The sequence below is a fragment of the Vibrio sp. 11-4(1) genome, assembly GCF_013048625.1.
Classification (GTDB): Bacteria; Pseudomonadota; Gammaproteobacteria; order Enterobacterales; family Vibrionaceae; genus Vibrio; species Vibrio diabolicus.
In genome coordinates, this window is the sequence record NZ_VHSY01000002.1 from 559,076 (window position 1) to 576,655 (window position 17,580).

14 protein-coding genes and 1 riboswitch are annotated in these 17,580 nt (G+C 45.2%); of the genes, 9 read left to right on the plus strand and 5 right to left on the minus strand.

All coding sequences use genetic code 11. The features are described 5' to 3' along the window. The first annotated feature begins 43 nt into the window (after positions 1-43). The 5 genes from cmoB to FKN16_RS05940 all read left to right on the plus strand — a co-directional run bounded on the left by cmoB (position 44) and on the right by FKN16_RS05940 (position 4,899). Entirely contained in the window at positions 44-1,015 is a 972-nt protein-coding gene (gene cmoB / locus FKN16_RS05920) for a tRNA 5-methoxyuridine(34)/uridine 5-oxyacetic acid(34) synthase CmoB (RefSeq protein ID WP_005390743.1), read from the plus strand. 276 nt (positions 1,016-1,291) lie between these two features. Then, positions 1,292-2,038 carry an ATP-dependent zinc protease gene (locus FKN16_RS05925; RefSeq protein WP_012841986.1) on the plus strand — a complete coding sequence of 249 codons (747 nt, stop codon included), beginning with the start codon at positions 1,292-1,294 and terminating at the stop codon, positions 2,036-2,038. A gap of 11 nt (positions 2,039-2,049) precedes the next feature. Further along, positions 2,050-3,555: an inactive transglutaminase family protein gene (locus FKN16_RS05930; protein WP_005390741.1), complete on the plus strand. Its 1,506-nt coding sequence runs from the start codon at positions 2,050-2,052 to the stop codon at positions 3,553-3,555. A gap of 3 nt (positions 3,556-3,558) precedes the next feature. Then, positions 3,559-4,527, plus strand: a complete 969-nt coding sequence (locus tag FKN16_RS05935; RefSeq protein WP_170902272.1) for an alpha-L-glutamate ligase-like protein — start codon at positions 3,559-3,561, stop codon at positions 4,525-4,527. A gap of 219 nt (positions 4,528-4,746) precedes the next feature. Next, on the plus strand, positions 4,747-4,899 hold the full coding sequence (locus tag FKN16_RS05940; protein WP_005390736.1) for a hypothetical protein: 153 nt from the start codon (positions 4,747-4,749) through the stop codon (positions 4,897-4,899). Positions 4,900-5,041: 142 nt separating this feature from the next. On the opposite strand, the gene mukB is transcribed toward FKN16_RS05940, so the two are convergent. Genes mukB through cmoM form a run of 4 tightly spaced genes read right to left on the minus strand, consistent with a single transcriptional unit; the run spans position 5,042 to position 12,345 of the window. Then, positions 5,042-9,505: a chromosome partition protein MukB gene (mukB, locus tag FKN16_RS05945; protein ID WP_170902317.1), complete on the minus strand. Its 4,464-nt coding sequence runs from the start codon at positions 9,503-9,505 to the stop codon at positions 5,042-5,044. Between the two features lie 2 nt (positions 9,506-9,507). Then, on the minus strand, positions 9,508-10,233 hold the full coding sequence (gene mukE / locus FKN16_RS05950; protein ID WP_005378379.1) for a chromosome partition protein MukE: 726 nt from the start codon (positions 10,231-10,233) through the stop codon (positions 9,508-9,510). Next, positions 10,214-11,551: a chromosome partition protein MukF gene (mukF, locus tag FKN16_RS05955; RefSeq protein WP_048626187.1), complete on the minus strand. Its 1,338-nt coding sequence runs from the start codon at positions 11,549-11,551 to the stop codon at positions 10,214-10,216. The genes mukE and mukF overlap by 20 nt, the downstream gene beginning before the upstream one ends. Before the next feature lie 2 nt (positions 11,552-11,553). After that, the gene (gene cmoM / locus FKN16_RS05960; RefSeq protein WP_031780158.1) at positions 11,554-12,345 is read right to left on the minus strand and encodes a tRNA uridine 5-oxyacetic acid(34) methyltransferase CmoM; all 792 of its coding nucleotides are present in this window, start codon (positions 12,343-12,345) and stop codon (positions 11,554-11,556) included. 114 nt (positions 12,346-12,459) lie between these two features. Between cmoM and elyC the strand changes: the two genes are divergently transcribed. After that, positions 12,460-13,245, plus strand: coding sequence for an envelope biogenesis factor ElyC (gene elyC, locus FKN16_RS05965; protein ID WP_006742121.1), 786 nt, complete (start codon positions 12,460-12,462; stop codon positions 13,243-13,245). A gap of 72 nt (positions 13,246-13,317) precedes the next feature. Here the strand turns inward: elyC and torR are convergent, their stop codons facing one another. After that, complete coding sequence (gene torR / locus FKN16_RS05970) at positions 13,318-14,028, minus strand: two-component system response regulator TorR (protein ID WP_005390726.1); 711 nt, start codon at positions 14,026-14,028, stop codon at positions 13,318-13,320. 266 nt (positions 14,029-14,294) lie between these two features. Between torR and torD the strand changes: the two genes are divergently transcribed. The 3 genes from torD (at position 14,295) to FKN16_RS05985 (ending at position 17,495) form a co-directional block, all read left to right on the plus strand. Next, positions 14,295-14,942, plus strand: coding sequence for a molecular chaperone TorD (torD, locus tag FKN16_RS05975; protein ID WP_170902274.1), 648 nt, complete (start codon positions 14,295-14,297; stop codon positions 14,940-14,942). 466 nt (positions 14,943-15,408) lie between these two features. Continuing rightward, on the plus strand, positions 15,409-16,413 hold the full coding sequence (purR, locus tag FKN16_RS05980; protein WP_005390722.1) for an HTH-type transcriptional repressor PurR: 1,005 nt from the start codon (positions 15,409-15,411) through the stop codon (positions 16,411-16,413). A gap of 285 nt (positions 16,414-16,698) precedes the next feature. After that, positions 16,699-16,788: riboswitch (cyclic di-GMP riboswitch) on the plus strand. Between the two features lie 116 nt (positions 16,789-16,904). Continuing rightward, complete coding sequence (locus FKN16_RS05985; RefSeq protein ID WP_005390721.1) at positions 16,905-17,495, plus strand: TfoX/Sxy family DNA transformation protein; 591 nt, start codon at positions 16,905-16,907, stop codon at positions 17,493-17,495. The last annotated feature ends 85 nt before the right edge of the window (positions 17,496-17,580 follow it).

Below are 17,580 nucleotides of genomic sequence, written 5' to 3' on the forward strand. Positions count from 1 at the left end.
TATTTAATAATTTTAATACCATCAACTCAGCGATTAACTAACTATGTTTAACTTTGCAAACTTCTACCAATTGATTGCCCAAGACACACGTCTTCAACCTTGGCTCAATGTGCTACCACAACAGCTAACGGATTGGCAAAATGCAGAGCACGGTGACTTTGGTCGCTGGTTGAAAGCACTGAACAAGATTCCAGAAGGCTCACCGGATCAAATTGACATCAAGAACTCAGTGACCATCAGCAACGACACTCCTTTCCATGAAGGTGAGCTGAAGAAATTAGAGAACTTACTTCGTACATTCCACCCATGGCGCAAAGGGCCATACCACGTACACGGCATTCATATTGATACTGAGTGGCGCAGTGACTGGAAATGGGACCGTGTGCTTCCGCATATTTCTCCATTAAAGAACCGCAGCGTACTCGATGTTGGTTGTGGTAACGGCTACCACATGTGGCGCATGCTGGGTGAAGGTGCACGCTTAACCGTCGGTATCGATCCATCTCACCTGTTCCTAATTCAGTTCGAAGCAATTCGTAAACTAATGGGAGATGACCAACGTGCGCACCTACTGCCGTTGGGTATTGAACAACTACCTAAGTTAGAAGCGTTCGACACGGTATTCAGCATGGGCGTGCTTTACCACCGTCGCTCTCCACTGGATCACTTGGTGCAGCTAAAAGATCAATTAGTGTCTGGTGGTGAACTCGTACTAGAAACACTAGTGATTGAAGGTGATGAGAATGCAGTGTTGGTTCCAACTTCTCGTTACGCACAAATGCGTAATGTCTATTTCTTCCCTTCAGCAAAAGCGCTGAAAGTGTGGTTAGAGTTGGTAGGATTTGAAGATGTGCGCATCGTTGATGAAAACGTCACTTCAGTTGATGAACAACGTACCACAGATTGGATGACGCATAACTCTCTACCAGACTATCTAGATCCGAACGACCCAAGCAAGACTGTAGAAGGTTACCCTGCCCCTCGCCGCGCGGTTCTTGTCGCTCGCAAACCATAATTCGCTGAGATTCCTGACATTGTCTTAACTCATTTTACGAGTTAAGACATTACCCTCTTTCCTCGTACTGAGCGTGTTTGTTTTTCGAGTCCATTTGTTACATCAAAACATAAGCACGCTCTAAATAAGGATGCGCTTTTATGTCCTTGATTTTTAGCTTTTCATCACTATTCCTCAAACAATAAGTAATAGAGAAACATTCTTACTTGTGAGGCTTTATCGATATGAGCTAAACTCCTAAAAAATAAACAACTTAATCCAATCCCAAGGTTTTCAATGTTATTACGATTGACCCCGATTGTTGCCATCGCCTTACTATCTGGATGCTCACTAACCAAAGGCGAACAGTACCACCAAGAAACGTTAGCGGCTATTCAAACTTCAGAAGCGAATGTCAATAATCGCATTACTAACTTAGAGCTTCAGCTCAGCAACCAATCGGACTATATCGACAGCCTTGAAGAACAAGTCGATAAACTACAGGTTGAACTTTTGACATTTCGCGATGAAGCAATGGCAGAAGTGAAAAAGCCAAAAGAGCCGATTATTGTCCAATCTCCTGCTCCTGTGGAACCAACACCAACTCATGATATTGTCCTTGGCTCAATTGAAAAGGTCACTATCGACTCCATTAAGCAGACTTTTGATGCACGTGTCGACACCGGTGCCGCAACCTCATCTTTAAATGCAGTTGATATTGAAGAGTTCGAAAGAAACGGCAAAAACTGGGTTCGATTCCACCTGGCAGATACCAGTAAATCTGAAGAAGAAAAAAATACTTGGATCGAAGCGCCAGTCATTCGTTACGTAAAAATTCGCCAAGTTACCAGTGAAGAACTAGAACGTCGCGCTGTAGTCGAACTTTGGGTGCGCGTTGGAAAAATTCATGAAAAAGCGCAATTTACGTTGGCAGATCGCTCGCATATGAACCATCCTATTTTACTGGGTAGAGAATTTATGCGCGACATCGCACTTGTCGATGTAAGTCGTACCTATATCCAAACGGACGAAGATAAAAAATAATAAGGTAGATTATGACGTCAAAAATACCGTTTTACCTTTCAATCATCTTATTGGTGATTGCGGGCATTGCTTTGAGTGTTTTCAGACATGAAAACTACGGCGTGCCTTGGACACCAGGCGAAACTCGTCAGGTATGGGATGTAGAGGCACGTATTGAGTTCAATGCTAACGGCAATGAAGTCAAAGCTTCACTCGCAGCACCTCATACACAAAGTGGTTATACGCTTATCGGTGAATCCGCTTCCTCTTCTGGTTATGGCGTTTCCTACATTAATTCTGATTCTGGACGTCGTGCCGAGTGGTCAATTCGTCAGGCCAAAGGTCCTCAAACCATTTACTACAAAGCGCAGTTCTTAGTGGACCCTCAGGCTAAAGTTACGCCTCTACCACCAACTGAAGACATTACGCCACCAACGCTATCAGCGCCACAAGCCGCGGCGGCAAATGCCCTTGTAGAGCGTGCGATGAGTCGCTCTGCCGACAATGTGACCTTTACTCGTGAGCTCATCAAAGCGCTTAATGACCCAGACAGTCAAAATTCATCGCTACTACTGAATGACTTCAGCCGTACTGATGCACTACATAATATTTTGCTTACCGCAGGTATACAGAGTAAAACAGTCGGTGTTATCGAACTAGAAGATGGACGTCGACGCCAAACCATTCAACCAATGGTTCAGGTTTGGTCGGGTAAAGATTGGGTACTGTTCTCACCAAATTCCGAACAGAAAGCCGTGAAACCAAACTTATTAGTTTGGGATGAGTCGAATGTATCCCTGCTTGATCTTGTTGGTGGTAAAAATAGCCAAGTTCATTTCTCAATGATCAAGCAAGAAATGACTCCACAGCAAGCGACGAACAACAAGATAGAAGCTGATGGGCTGCTGAATATTTCAATTCATAGCTTGCCTCTTGAAGAACAAGCAATGTTTAAGACCATCATGCTGATCCCTATCGGTGCCCTTATCGTGGTGTTCTTGCGTGTGATTATCGGTCTAAAAACATCCGGTACTTTCATGCCAGTACTGATTGCTGTTGCATTTGTTCAAACCCAGCTATTAACGGGTATTGTCGGTTTCTTACTGATCGTTGGCACAGGCTTGATTATTCGAAGTTACTTATCGAGGTTGAACTTACTGCTTGTAGCACGGATATCAGCGGTCATTATTACCGTTATTATGATCATTTCGGTGTTCACAGTAGTCGCATTTAAGATGGGCTTAACGGAAGGCTTAACAATTACGTTCTTCCCGATGATCATCTTGTCTTGGACAATTGAACGTATGTCTATCCTATGGGAAGAAGAAGGCGCGAAAGAAGTTGCTCTGCAAGGTGGGGGCTCACTGCTCACCGCAGTATTGGTTTACTTAGCGATGACGAACTCATACATTCAGCACCTAACCTTTAATTTCATTGGTCTACAGTTGATTGTTCTGGCCGGTATTCTATTGCTAGGTACTTATACAGGTTACCGTCTAACTGAGTTACGTCGTTTCAAACCACTAGCGGAGGACTAAACGATGTTCGAAAGTTTTACTTCGCCAGCTAAGCTTCGCCATAAAGGCATTATGGGGATGAACAAACGTAACCACAGTTATATCGGCCGTTACAATGATCGTTCTAAATACCCATTAGTTGATGACAAGCTCAAGACTAAAATTATTGCGCAGGCAGCAGGGGCGACAGTCCCTGCCCTGATCGGCGTTATTCATAACCAAGCAGAAGTAAAGACAATCCATAGAATGGTGCAAGATTGGCCTGGTTTTGTTATCAAGCCCGCTCAAGGTAGTGGTGGTAAGGGTATTTTGGTTATTACCTCGCATAAAGATGGGGTCTATACCAAACCTTCCGGCTCTACAATTGGTAAGGACGAAGTTGAACGTCATATCAGTAATGCGCTTGCTGGCCTTTTCTCTCTTGGTGGTAAAAACGACGTCGCAGTCGTTGAGAACCTGATTAAGTTTGATGATTGTTTCGATGGCTTCAGTTATGAAGGTGTGCCTGATGTTCGAATCATCGTATTTAAAGGCTACCCTGTTATGGCAATGATGCGCTGTTCTACGGCGGCGTCGGACGGTAAAGCAAACCTCCACCAAGGCGCTGTGGGCGTGGGCATTGATATCGCCACAGGTAAAGCAATCCGAGCGGTGCAATTCGACCATCCAGTCACCCACCATCCGGATACAGGCAAAGACCTTTCTACCCTCCAAGTCCCGCACTGGGAGCGCTTGCTTGAGCTTGCGTCTAGTGCGTGGGAGATGACAGGGTTGGGGTACATGGGCACGGATATGGTGTTAGATAAAGAAGAAGGACCTATGGTTTTAGAGCTCAACGCTCGTCCTGGCTTGGCAATCCAAATCGCCAATGGTGCAGGCTTGCTTCCTCGTTTGAAACACATAGAGAGACTCGGCACACCTGCCGAGTATCCAAAGCCGATTGAACGTGTCGCCTACGCAGCAGAGCAGTTTGGGGTAAAACCACAGTTCTAATCGCCAATCACAATATCATTCGCCAGTAATTGTTCTGATTGCTGGCGTTTTTGTTTCCGTTTCCAAAACCGTCTACCTACTCATCTTATTAAACAAACCCATCTCACCTATAACTTGAATCAATGATCGAGCTAACAGAATCAACATAGATCGTTTCTTTTCTCCTTTAACTTTTGAGTATGATGAGGTCTCCCCTTACTCAACTTGAGAGGTTGAGAAATGCTAACAAAAGAAACAGATAACGATGAACCAGAGCTTGAAGAACAAGAGAGCTTAGACCAGCATTTACAACGCTTGTCTGAGCTTTCTGTCCAAGCACTTGAAGAGCTTGCTGAAATGATCGATATCAGAGACGACATTTCAGAGGAATAAAACTTAGCCTCCCCGCTAAGTTCTATTAATAAGCCGAGACTGTCGTCCTACAGTCTCGGCTTATTTTATACGCTTTGAAGCCTCCCTCTAACAAATACAAAAACGCCCGCAATAAATGCGGGCGTTTTGCTAGATTCGAAGTTTACGATTCAAACTCTTCGATCATCTCTTGCGCTTCGGTCTTAGGCTTATCTGTTTGACCAAAACCACGTAGACCAACTACGTGTACGTGCTCATGGTCTTTAAACACCTTACGCACCAACTTGTAGGTAGTACCTTTCTCTGGGCTGATGTTTTCTGGTGCCGCGATAAGAAGTTGCATATCCAGACGGTCACACAATTCGAACAATGTCGCGATCGATTTCGCATCCAGACGCGCTGCTTCATCCAAGAAGAGTAAACGACAAGGCACAATGTCTTTGCTGCGTAGACGACGAGACTCTTCTTCCCAGCTTTGCACTACCATCAGTAGGATTGACTGACCGGTACCGATCGCTTCACCTGTTGATAGTGCGCCAGACTCAGCCTGTAGCCAGCCATCTGTACCACGGTTCACTTCTACACTTAGCTCTAGGTAGTTACGGTAATCCAGTAGCTCTTCACCCAGAACCTGAGGAGAACGTTGACCCATATCGATATGTGGGTTCACACGTTGGAACAGTTTCGCCATTGCTTCAGAGAAGGTAAAGCGAGTCGATTCGAACAGATCTTTATGCTGCTCTTGTTGTGTCGCTAGACCGTTCAGTAGCACTTCGTGACTTTCGCGAATTTTCACGTTTAGACGTACGCCCTTGACCTGACCGAACGAGATGTTCGACAAGCCTTGGTTCAGCATACGAATACGGTTTTGCTCACGCTGAATCGTCTTCTTGATGATGCTCGCTACCGACTCAGAGCTGATCGCTAGGCGGTTTTCACGTTGCGTTAGCTCTTCCGTTAGACGCGCCAGTTCCACTTCCATCTCTTCGATTGCTTCAACTGGGTCATCAGTACGGATGATATCCTGACGAATACGCTCACGAAGGTGTTGGTATACCGCAATATAGAACAGAACTTTACGCTCTGGGCGAGCGTTGTCTTCAGACAAACGGAGTGCATCACGCAAGTCATCATTGTTTGCAACAGCAAGACGCAGCGCACCCAATGATTTATCCGACATGGAACGCAATTCATCTGCCGACATATACGCCAGTTCACGTTTGTGTAGACGACGTTCAACATCGTTTTCACGCGCTAAGCGAAGTACTGAACACCAACCCGCTTTCGCTGCAACGACAAATTTGCGCAGCTCTGCGTATTCTTTCTGCACTTTCTTCAGACGTTTCGCTAAGCCTTTCATCTCAAGCTCGGTCGACGTTATCGTGCGCTCGTATTCACTCTTACGACTACGTGAAGTATGTAAGCGTTCGTGCAGCTCGTCACGACGGCGCATTGCACGCTCTTCCGCACCTTCGTCGGCATTTACGCCATACTCTTGCAGCTCTTGTTTGAACTCTTGAACCGTTTCCAGTTTCGCTTGGTGCGAACTCTTCAAAGACGCCAATACTTGGTTGTATTGGTTCATTTGTCCTTGTGCTTGCTTCAACTCTTCACGAGAACGAGTACGAGTCTGTTCAGCTTGAATCAACTTCGCTTTTAGCTGCTCACTCAGTTCGCTACTTTTGTTCAGAAGATCAACCGAGTCTGAGTAAGCGAAGTAGTGACGACGTTCAACCAGATCCGAGAGTGCAAAGATTTGCTTCTTAAGATCTTGTAACTGTTCATCTGCCGCTTTGTATTCTGCTTCTAGTGCATCGAATTGCTCTGGGTCAGCATCAAGCGCAGACGCAATATTCTCTAGTTGCGCGACGGCTTTTGCATGATTGTTTAAGAAGTTTTTCGCCTCTGCAAGCTGAGCGATTTTCTCTTCTAGCTCATCAAAACGCGCTTGCAATGATTCATCTTCAACAAGCACCATGTGTGATGCTAGCTTGTCCAGAGAAGACAGTGCTTGCTTGCTGGTTTGAAGCTGAGAGCGTTGCTGCTGCTCTTTTGCATCCAGATCCGCCAGCACGCGAGCGATTTGGTTACGCTTATCACGAATGGTTGCGAGCGCTTGTTCTGGATCAGCGTCAAAAGCCACTTGAATGTGGTTAGACACAAATTGGTTAAATGCTTGGTACAAACGCTGCATTTTCTGAGAGTCAAACGCCGCTTTTGCGTGCTTCTCTACCACTTCTTCTCGTTCGTTACGCAGCAACTCTAAACGCTGCTCACGGGCCGCACGACCAAACAATGGGATCTCAGGCAAGCGAGAGTAACGCATTTGGCGATCGTTCATGCGAACGCAAACCGCGCCTTCTAGCTCTTCTGCATCGAACGAGCTGTCATCAAAGGCATCGATGTCACCTTCAATGATGTACAAGTCTTCTGGACAGTCGTCTAGCTCTACCAGTTTCTCTTCGATACCTGACAGGTCAGAAACAACGATAGCGTGACGAGCCGGACCGTACATCGCACTAAAGTAAGGCGCATCATCAATCGTGATGTCATCGTAGATCTCAGACAGTAATACACCGCCTAAAGTATCAGCCAAACCTTTCAGGCGAGGGTCGTTTGAACCACCAGGAGAAGCAAGACGTTCAATCTCAGTGTCAAGCTGACTGCGACGCTCAGCAAGTTTATCTTTAGCTAAGGACAGCTCCCTTTCTTGCTCAAGAACAACCTGCATGTGGTTCATTACTGCATGGCGATCCTCAAGGTCTGCCCCGCTCTGCTCTCTCAGTTTCTCTAGCGCATCATTAGCCGCAATCCAAGCTGGCGCTATCGCTTCAAGTTTACTGATTTCTGCCGCCGCGTTTTGCTCTAGACGGCGCTGTTCACCACGCTGATCACGAACTTCTTCTTGAGCTATCTCTAGTGATTCTATTTGCATCGCATGACGTTCACGTTCTTGTTCAAACGTAACTTCATCGGTTAGCTCGACGTGATATTGCTTTTTATATTCAGCAACCAGTTCACGCGCTTGACGTTGCTGATTGAGGCTACGCTCAAGATCGCGATGCTGCGCTCGCCATTGCTGTTCGTTTTGTACAATTTGCTGTGATTCTCGAGCTTTAGCGATTGCCAATTTTGCGTGCTCAGAGGCTTCTTTGCGCTCAACAGAGCCAACGATGCTCTGTACAAGCTTTAATGCAGTATCAAACTGCTCTGCCGCAGCTGATGACATATCGAGCTTATGTTTCACAGACAACAACGTATTGGTATTTTCCGACTCTTTGTTTTTCAGCTCCGCCACTAACGCTTGTGCGGATTCCGCCGTTAGGCTGTCATCGCCAAGTAGCTGCTTGGCTTTCTCCAGCGCTTGAACGGCTTGTTGGTATTGAAGCGCGCGAGTTTGCTGAACGTCAAGAGCTTGCTGGTAATCAGCAAGTTGCGTTTTAAGGCTGTCCACCTCTTCTTCCGCAACAGTAGCTTGCTCTTCCACCATCATCACGCGTTCTTGCGCTTCTTCCACTACCATCATTTGTTCTTCAAGACGCTCACTCAGCTCTTCAAGATCTTCTTGGTAGCGTTCGATCTTCTCTTGCTGACGCAGTGCGTTTTGCACCAGCTGCAAGTGATCCGAAGCCGCTTGGTAATCTTGCTCTAGAGCAGATTCCGATTCGATCAGCAGTTCTAGCTCTTCTTGAACGCGGTTAAGCAGGTTGTTTTGCTCAACGAGAGTTTCACGAGAACCGAACAACTCTGAACGCAATGACAGCGTTTTATCCAGCTTGTTACGACGATCGTTCGCGTGACGCATGTAGTCCGCAGCCACGTAGTTGGTCGACTCTGTGATCAAGTGTTTGAACAAGTCACGGTCTGCTTGCGTGGTTTTGATTGCTTCTAGCGTCATGCGGTTTTCACGCAGCGCCGATTCCATATCTTGGAACGCTTTCTTCACGCCGCCGTTTTGTGGCAGAAGGTAGTCACGTAGCGAGCGTGTAATCGCACTTGAGATACCACCGTAAAGCGATGCTTCGATCAGGCGGTAGAATTTAGAACGGTCACCAGAGTTACGCAGTTTCTTCGGAATCACACCGAATTCAAACATTTGCGCGTGGTAATCCACGATAGAAGAGAACGCTTTGAATTGAACACCTTCAAATTCTGCGATCGATTCTTTTACTTCGTTGATTTGACGTACACGAGCTTGAGTCGCTGATACGCTTTCAATCAAGATATCCGTTGGTTTCACATGGCTTGGCAGACCTTGGATAACAAACGGTTTGATGTCTACTTTCTTATCACGACCCGCAACTTGCTGCAGTTTTACTGCGAACAATAAGCGTTGGTTACGTGAGTTCACCACGTCTAGCGCCGCATAACATGCGCCCGGCTGTAGCTTACCGTACAGACCTTTGTCACGAGACGATTGGCTGCTGCCCGCTTCTGTGGTGTTACGGAAGTGCAGTAGCGTTTGGTCAGGAATCAATGCGGTGATGAAAGCCGCCATTGTGGTTGATTTACCTGCGCCGTTACCACCTGATAGCGTGGTGACCAGACCATCGATGTCAAACGTACGGGCAAAGAAGCCGTTCCAGTTGACCATGGTCAGCGATTGGTATTTACCGCGTTCAATCATGCTCATGCTTCACCCTCTTCTGTTGTTTCTTCTTGGGCTTGGTCGTCTTGATCTTCTTCAGACAATAGGCTGCCTTGGCTTGGCTCTTTGGTGTGCACTACCGCTTCACCATCGCGGATCAGACGCAGTTGCGCTTCACGCATGTCATCGCCAATACGTACATCGGCACCAAAGCGGAATACTGCTTCACTGATGCTGAATTTACCGGTTTCACCGATGTTGATGATCATGCCTAGGCGGCGTAGACGACGAAGTGACGTACGCACTTTTTCAAACAGCTTTTCTTTATCAAGGTCAGAACCGGTAGCACGGTTCGTCACTAGCTTCATCAGCTTGTTTTCATCTGCTAGAGCAAGCAGTTCGTCGTACAGCTCTTGGTTAGTGAAGATGCCTTCGTGTGCAAGACGCTCTGGGCTTAGGTAAAGGAAACACAGTACCTTACCCACCAGCATATCCAGTTCAGAAAGAACACTACGGCCAATCAGAGACGTTGAACGTGGACGAAGGTAGAAGAAACCTTCTGGCGCTTTCACCAATTCGGTGTTGTAGCGTTGGTAGAAAGAAGAAAGCTCAAGTTCAAAATCCGACAACAACGCGTGGTTGTCTAGATCTTCACTTGAGATATGACGCCCTGCTCGAAGCATGCTGTCTAGCGCTGGGAACAGAGGGTTAGAAATTGCTTTTGCCAGATTCTCTGACATGTATTCATTAGTATCGGTCGATGACATTCGCTTGTACCTTTGCCCCAAATTCGTTGATTGCTTTCCAGTCCGGTTGAATCGCTTGGTAATCCGATTCTGAATACCCAAGACGTACGGCTTGATCAACGATAATGCGAGCTAAATCAAAATGATGAGTGTAAGGATGCTGTGCAAGGTAATCTCGCAATACCACACTCAAGTCGATTGGCGTGCCTTGATCTTTATGCGCTTTTAGCATGTCACCAATTCGTTCAGACAACTCATCATTGACTTGTTGAAACTCTTCGTATTCTACTTCCATCGGAACTTGACCCGTTACCTCGTCATCACGCAGGACTAGGGCCTCATCACGAAGGTCAGAAAGCCTTTCCGCATCTGCATAAGTCAGATACCAAGGCGCATCGAAGTAATCTTTGACGGATTGACGTAGACGCGAGCTAAACGCACGGTTCTTATCCATATCAATTGCAGTACGGATGAACTTGTGCACATGTCGGTCGTAACCAATCCAAAGGTCGATCGCTTGCTGGCCCCAGCTTGTGATTCGATCCAGCTTCATTTGCAGACCAAACAACGCTTCTTCGATGAACTCTAGCTCAGGATCGCCGTACACAATTTCTTGAATATCTAGTATCTGAGTTTGCAGTTCATCACTGGCGGCTTGCAGCGTATCTTGAAGTTCACGCAACGTGCTTGATGTTTCTGATAGGAGCGCTTCACAGTTGTTGATCGCTTCGCGCCAGTCTTTATTTAGCAGATCGGCAATTTGTTGTTTTACAGATTGCTGCTGCTCATCCATCACACGTTGGTTAAGATCGATTTGATCGAAGATTTCGCCTACAGAATATTTTAAAACTCCGTATACGTTTTTCTTCCAGTGGCCCGGTGTGCCACCTTTTTGTGCTGCCTCAATCGCTTTCGCCATTTCATCTGCCACCATAGACAGTTGAATAGAAAGGCGCAGTTTCGAGAACTCACGATGACGCACGTAGTAATCGGTAATTCCTATCGCTAAAGGCGACAAGCGGTAAATGCTCGCTCCATCAGTAATCTCACTGACAAAACGGCTAATAAGGCGCTGCTTTACCATCTCGTTGATGGCGTTGTTAGCACGAAAAGCGGATGCTTCGCCAGTCTCATCAAATAATCGAGTGACGATGGCAAACGCATCATGCAATTCACCTTCACCCAATTCTTCATCGAACCTTTCATTACTCAGTACGGCAATGGCTATTAAGAATGCCAATCGCTCTGTGGTCAGGTTCAACGAGAAATCGTGCTGCTTAACCCAGCCAACCAACTCATCGATTGGTTGCTCTGCAGCATTGAGAGTCATCTCACTCATTGTTATTCCTGTTTATCGTTCTTTTTAGCCCACACATGAATGTAGCGGCCTAATGAGAGGTATGGCTCTTGTCGACAAAGTTGTTTTTCTAGCGCCAACACATCTTCAAACTCGTAATCGCCCATGTATTGCATATTACCTATGTAATCACTAAATGAGCGGATACCAGATTTGCCACAAATACTAAAGCCTGAATCTTCTATCCATTGGTAGACTTCTTCAGGTTTTAAGCCTTTTTGCGGCTGTAGTTTAAATCTTTTTCGGTGGGGCATGCCGTCTAATATATGAGGAATGTTGCCACAAACCACGTTTTTATAGACTAAACCATGGTGGTTATAGAACATCACTGATGCAATGCCTCCCGGTTTTACTTGTTCTAGTACCGTTTCAAGTGCGGCCTTAGGATCGACCAACCACTCCATGACGGCGTGAAACATAACAAGATCCACCTGTTCACCCATATGCTCACCAATGGATTGGACAGGCGAATGAATCAGGCGATACTGCTCAAGCAAACCGTTTTTTTCAATATCCTGCTTAGCCAACTGCAGCATTTCCGAAGATAGATCACATAAAGCGATTCGATGTCCGAGCTTAGCAAGCTTTTGCGACATTTGTGCCAAACCACCACCAGCATCCAACACCTCTAGGGGTTGCTGGTCAGCATCTAATTCACTTAGAATCTGTAGAAAATCTTCCCACACAATGATTTGGCGGATCTCCCCTTTGTCGGAGCCGTAAATATTTTTTGCAAATTTGTGGGCGATATCGTCGAAATTGCGGTCTTCTGTCACTTCTGCTGAGTTATCATAACGGATTGTGCCGCTATTCTGGCACAAGGAAAGCAGGAATAAAGAGGGGTACCCTCATTTTTATTATCAATTGATGTTTTTTCGGACTATTTATGTATGTTTGAGCTGAAAAAAGTAGTGTCAGCCTTGCTTATGCCACTTCCGGCATTGCTGCTGATAGGCTTGTTGGGTCTTGCTCTCATTAGTTTTACCACAAAACGTAAAACTGGCTGCTTCGTTGTTCTATTCTCTTTTGTTGGCATTTTTCTTGTTGCCTTCCAACCTGTTTCAACCAAGCTTCTTATGCCATTAGAGCGAGAGCATAAAGCCTTTTTGCCAGTTTCTGGCACCATCGACTACGTGATGGTTTTAGGGAATGGTCATGTTATCGATGACGAAATTCCACCCACCTCGCAGTTAAGCCGTGCAGCATTAATGCGCTTAACTGAAGGCATTCGTATTTTAAGAATGTATCCAGGTGCTAAATTAATTTTGTCTGGCTATGCTGGCGGTTCTGAAATTAGCCATGCGAGAATGATGGCGAACGTTGCCCTTGCGTTGGGAGTCGCGAAATCCGATATCATTTTATTAGAAGATGCGAAAGATACGTGGGAAGAGGCGCGTCAAGCGGCTGCATTCGTTCAACAAAAGGAGATTGTGTTAGTCACTTCTGCGAGCCACATGAGCCGTGCATTGTATGAGTTCAACGCAGCAGGCATTAAACCAATCCCAGCCCCGACCAACTTCTTAGCTATTAGCGAAATCAGTCAACCTTGGGATAAATACTCACCTAAAGCGCGTTACTTAGAACAAACGGAGCTTTATTGGCATGAGTACTTGGGCAGCATTTGGCAAAGATTGCGTGATACTGTCGGCCAAACACCAATGGTTGAAGCAAAGTAGTACTATCTTGAAACCACAAAAAAGGAGAGCCGAAGCTCTCCTTTTTCTTTTTAAGACTTAGGTTTGTTCAGTTTAATCACCAGCAAACATATAGCCTTCGCCGTGCACCGTCACAAAAATTTGCGGGTTCTTTGGATCAAACTCCATTTTTGCGCGCATACGTCGAATAAGAACATCAATAGTACGATCATTGGGAGCATCAACTCGGTGGCTGATCATATTCAAAATACGCTCGCGACTTAACACCTGGTTAGGGTAAGACGATAACGCCACCAAAAGTTCGTATTCTGCTTTGGTCAATTTTACGGGTTCGCCGTTACGGCTCAGCGCACGACGTTGAATGTCGAATGTCCACTCTCCAAAACGTACAATATGTTCTTCACTGGTTTCGTTCGCTTTCGCGCTACCGCTACGCGCTGCTGAAATACGCCACAGCAAGTTTTTAACGCGAACCAACAATTCCCTCAGTTCAAAAGGTTTTGTCACATAATCGTCAGCGCCCATTTCTAGGCCTACGATTTTATCAATGCTATCCGTGCGTCCTGTTACTAATATGATACCAATATCCGATTGGCTACGTAATTCACGAGTAAGCATCAGGCCGTCTTCACCCGGCAGGTTGATATCCAGCATGATCAGGTCTACATCGCCCGCTTGCAGGACCTCACGCATTTCTGCGCCACTCTCTGCTTCGCTGACTTGGTAACCCTCATTTTGGAAATATCCCGCAAGCTTACTACGAGTTACAACATCATCTTCTACGACTAATACGTGATAGCTCATTTACACCACTTTTCTGTCTTCTTATTATCCAAGACGTATTCTATTCATAACTAGTAACATTTCTAGTCATAGATACATTAAAAAGCAAGATTTAGCGTTTTTATTGATTCAAAACAAGCTTACCCATCGCTATTAATAAACGTTAATTTTTGACCATAAAACATAATAATTATAGTTACTGCTATTCATTTTAATTGATTACACTTAGGGGATATCCCTAATTGACTTTGTGATGCACAACTTGAAGCATCATTCAGGAGCCCAAAATGCAAGAAGTGAAAGCTTTTAATGAAAAACGCGCTGAAATTTACTGGTGGTTTTCGAGCTTGTTCGCAAAAGAGCTAACAGCGAAAGAGCTGGAAGCCTACCACAGTGTTGAAATTCGTAGTTTTCTAGCAGGTTTAGGTGAAAATGAGTCGCTGAAACCAGCCGTTGATAGCCTCGTTGATGCGCTAAACCGATTGCAAGATCGTGAAGACGCTCAATTGGAGCTTGCTGCTGACTTTTGTGAACTGTTTTTGAAGACAGAAAAATACGGCGCTCTTCCTTACGCATCGATGTACATCGGTGAATCAGGTTTGCTGAATGACAAGCCAGCCGAGGAAATGGAAAAGTTGATGGCAGAATTTGGCGTTCAAGTAGATGAAAATCTAAAAGAGCCTGCGGACCACTTAGCCGTTGAACTCGACTTTCTCGGCAACATGATTATCCGCTCAAACGAGCTTGAGCAAGAAAAACACATGGAAGAAGCCTTCGTTAAACAAAACGACTTTATCCAGCAACAGTTGATGTCTTGGCTACCTCAGTTTGCAGACAAATGTAAACAATTCGACGAATTTGGGTTCTACTCGAGCGTCGCGAAACTATTAGTTGCATTTTGTAAACTAGACAGCGCTTACCTTCTTGGTGAATAATTGCCGCCTATTTTTAAGGAGCCCGCCTATCGGGCTTCCTGTATACCTGGAATAACTGAATGTAAGTAAGTTGGGTATATTATTCGTTTGCCTTAACTTAGCTCAAAGACGCTTGGTTATTTAGCAGTCAAAATGTGACTTCAAATACACAAATCTCTTACTGAAAACATTGCTAGTCAGTCCACATAGGGCTAAAATGTGAGCGCAAACGATTAAATATGATTTATATGTAAACCGCTGAAATATAGCGGTTTTTGTGTTTTTTAACAGGTTGATGGCAATTTCTCATCAGATAGAAAAAAGATAAAATTCATCGACCGATGCTGCTACGTACCCTTTTGTCGTACTTGGACCAACCGCTGCCGAAACACTTAGCGCCAACCTTAGATTGCTGGGTGTAAAACCATTAGAGCATCAGGTACATCCAACACGACATATTTCAGTAGCTCGATACAGGACACCATTTATGGCCACTATAAAAGACGTTGCTCGCTTAGCCGGCGTTTCCACTACGACAGTTTCGCACGTTATCAATAAAACGCGTTTCGTTGCAGAAGCAACGCAAGAAAAAGTAATGAAAGCCGTGGACGAGTTGAATTACGCGCCAAGTGCGGTTGCACGCAGCCTAAAGTGCAACTCAACTCGTACGATTGGCATGTTAGTAACGCAGTCAACCAACCTATTCTTCTCAGAAGTGATTGACGGGGTTGAGAGCTACTGTTACCGCCAAGGCTACACTCTGATTCTGTGTAATACGGGTGGGATTTACGAAAAACAACGCGATTACATCCGTATGCTGGCTGAAAAACGTGTTGATGGCATCCTAGTGATGTGTTCTGACTTAACCGAAGAGCTTAAAGAGATGCTTGACCGTCATGCCGACATCCCTAAAGTGGTCATGGATTGGGGTCCAGAAAGCTCACAAGCGGACAAGATCATGGATAACTCAGAAGAAGGTGGCTACATCGCAACCAAACATCTGATCGACAATGGCCATACTGATATTGCTTGTCTAAGCGGTCATTTTGAAAAACTTGCTTGCCAAGAGCGCATTGCAGGTTTCCGTCGCGCGATGAGCGAAGCGAACCTAACTGTAAATGAGGACTGGATCCTTGAAGGTAACTTTGAATGTGATACGGCCGTATTAGTCGCAGATAAAATTACAGCAATGGACAAACGTCCGACAGCGGTATTCTGTTTTAACGACACAATGGCTTTGGGCTTAATGAGCCGCCTACAACAAAACGGTATCAAAGTTCCTGATGATATTTCAGTGATCGGCTACGACAACATCGAGCTTGCGGAATACTTCTCTCCACCGTTAACCACTATCCACCAACCTAAACGTCGTGTGGGTAAAAATGCGTTCGAGATCCTACTTGAGCGAATCAAAGATAAAGAACACGAAAAGCGAATTTTCGAAATGCAACCTGAGCTTGTAATTCGAAACACCGTGAAGAAAATGAACTAAAATTCGCCAAATATAACGATGTCAAATAAGCGCTCTAAAAGGGCGCTTATTTTTTGTCTCTAAATAACTTTTCCCTGACTTAGGTTTGTTAGACAAAAAATCTCGAATCTCTAAGTCTCTGTTTTATATGTAGGTAAATCACACTCGCTCACAACCTCGAGATCATCCCGCCTTATTCTCAAATATGCACAAATATGCGCTTGTCGACACTTTTTATTGAACCAAAATCACACTTTTACGGGTAAAACGTGATGTTAATTCAATATACGAAGTATGCTCATTCTGTCACGCACAGGGCAAACCATTCGAAAGGGTGGGACGCAAAGCCTCCGGCCTGAACCATAGTACTATATGGAAGGTAGCGGGGTTACCGATGGCAAGTGTGCAAGCGATGACTTTACCCTGTAATGACATTGCTTTTGCGCATGTTTGCTACTCTCTCGGACCTGACTTTTGGTGGCGTAATATTAATTACACCGAGATAACAAAACATGGATAAACCGATACTCAAAGACTCTATGAAGCTATTTGAGGCACTTGGTAATATCAAGTCGCGCTCAATGTTTGGTGGCTTCGGACTATTCGCTGATGAAACAATGTTTGCACTAGTTGTAAATAATCAGCTTCATATAAGAGCAGACCAACAAACTTCATCTGACTTCGAGAAACAAGGGCTAAAGCCTTACGTTTATAAGAAACGTGGCTTCCCAGTCGTTACTAAGTACTACGCAATTTCCAACGATTTATGGGAGTCTAGCGAACGCTTAATCGAAGTAGCTAACCAATCGTTGAAAAAGGCAAAGCTTGAAAAAGAACAGCAAGCAACTACAAAGCCTAATCGCTTAAAAGATTTGCCTAACTTACGACTGGCGACTGAACGCATGCTGAAAAAAGCAGGCATTGAGTCAGTAGAAAAACTGGAAGAGGAAGGTGCACTTAACGCTTATAAAGCGATAAGAGATACGCACTCTGCAACCGTCAACATTGAGCTGTTATGGGCACTAGAAGGGGCTATTAACGGTACTCATTGGAGCGTTGTACCTCAAGCTCGCCGAGATGAGTTGATGAACGGCCTCCAATAAAAGTCGGCCTTAAAAACTATCTTGTAAAACCGCAGTCTAATCTGCGGTTTTTTTGTGAAATTTTTTCGACTTTCCTTCTGTCTTA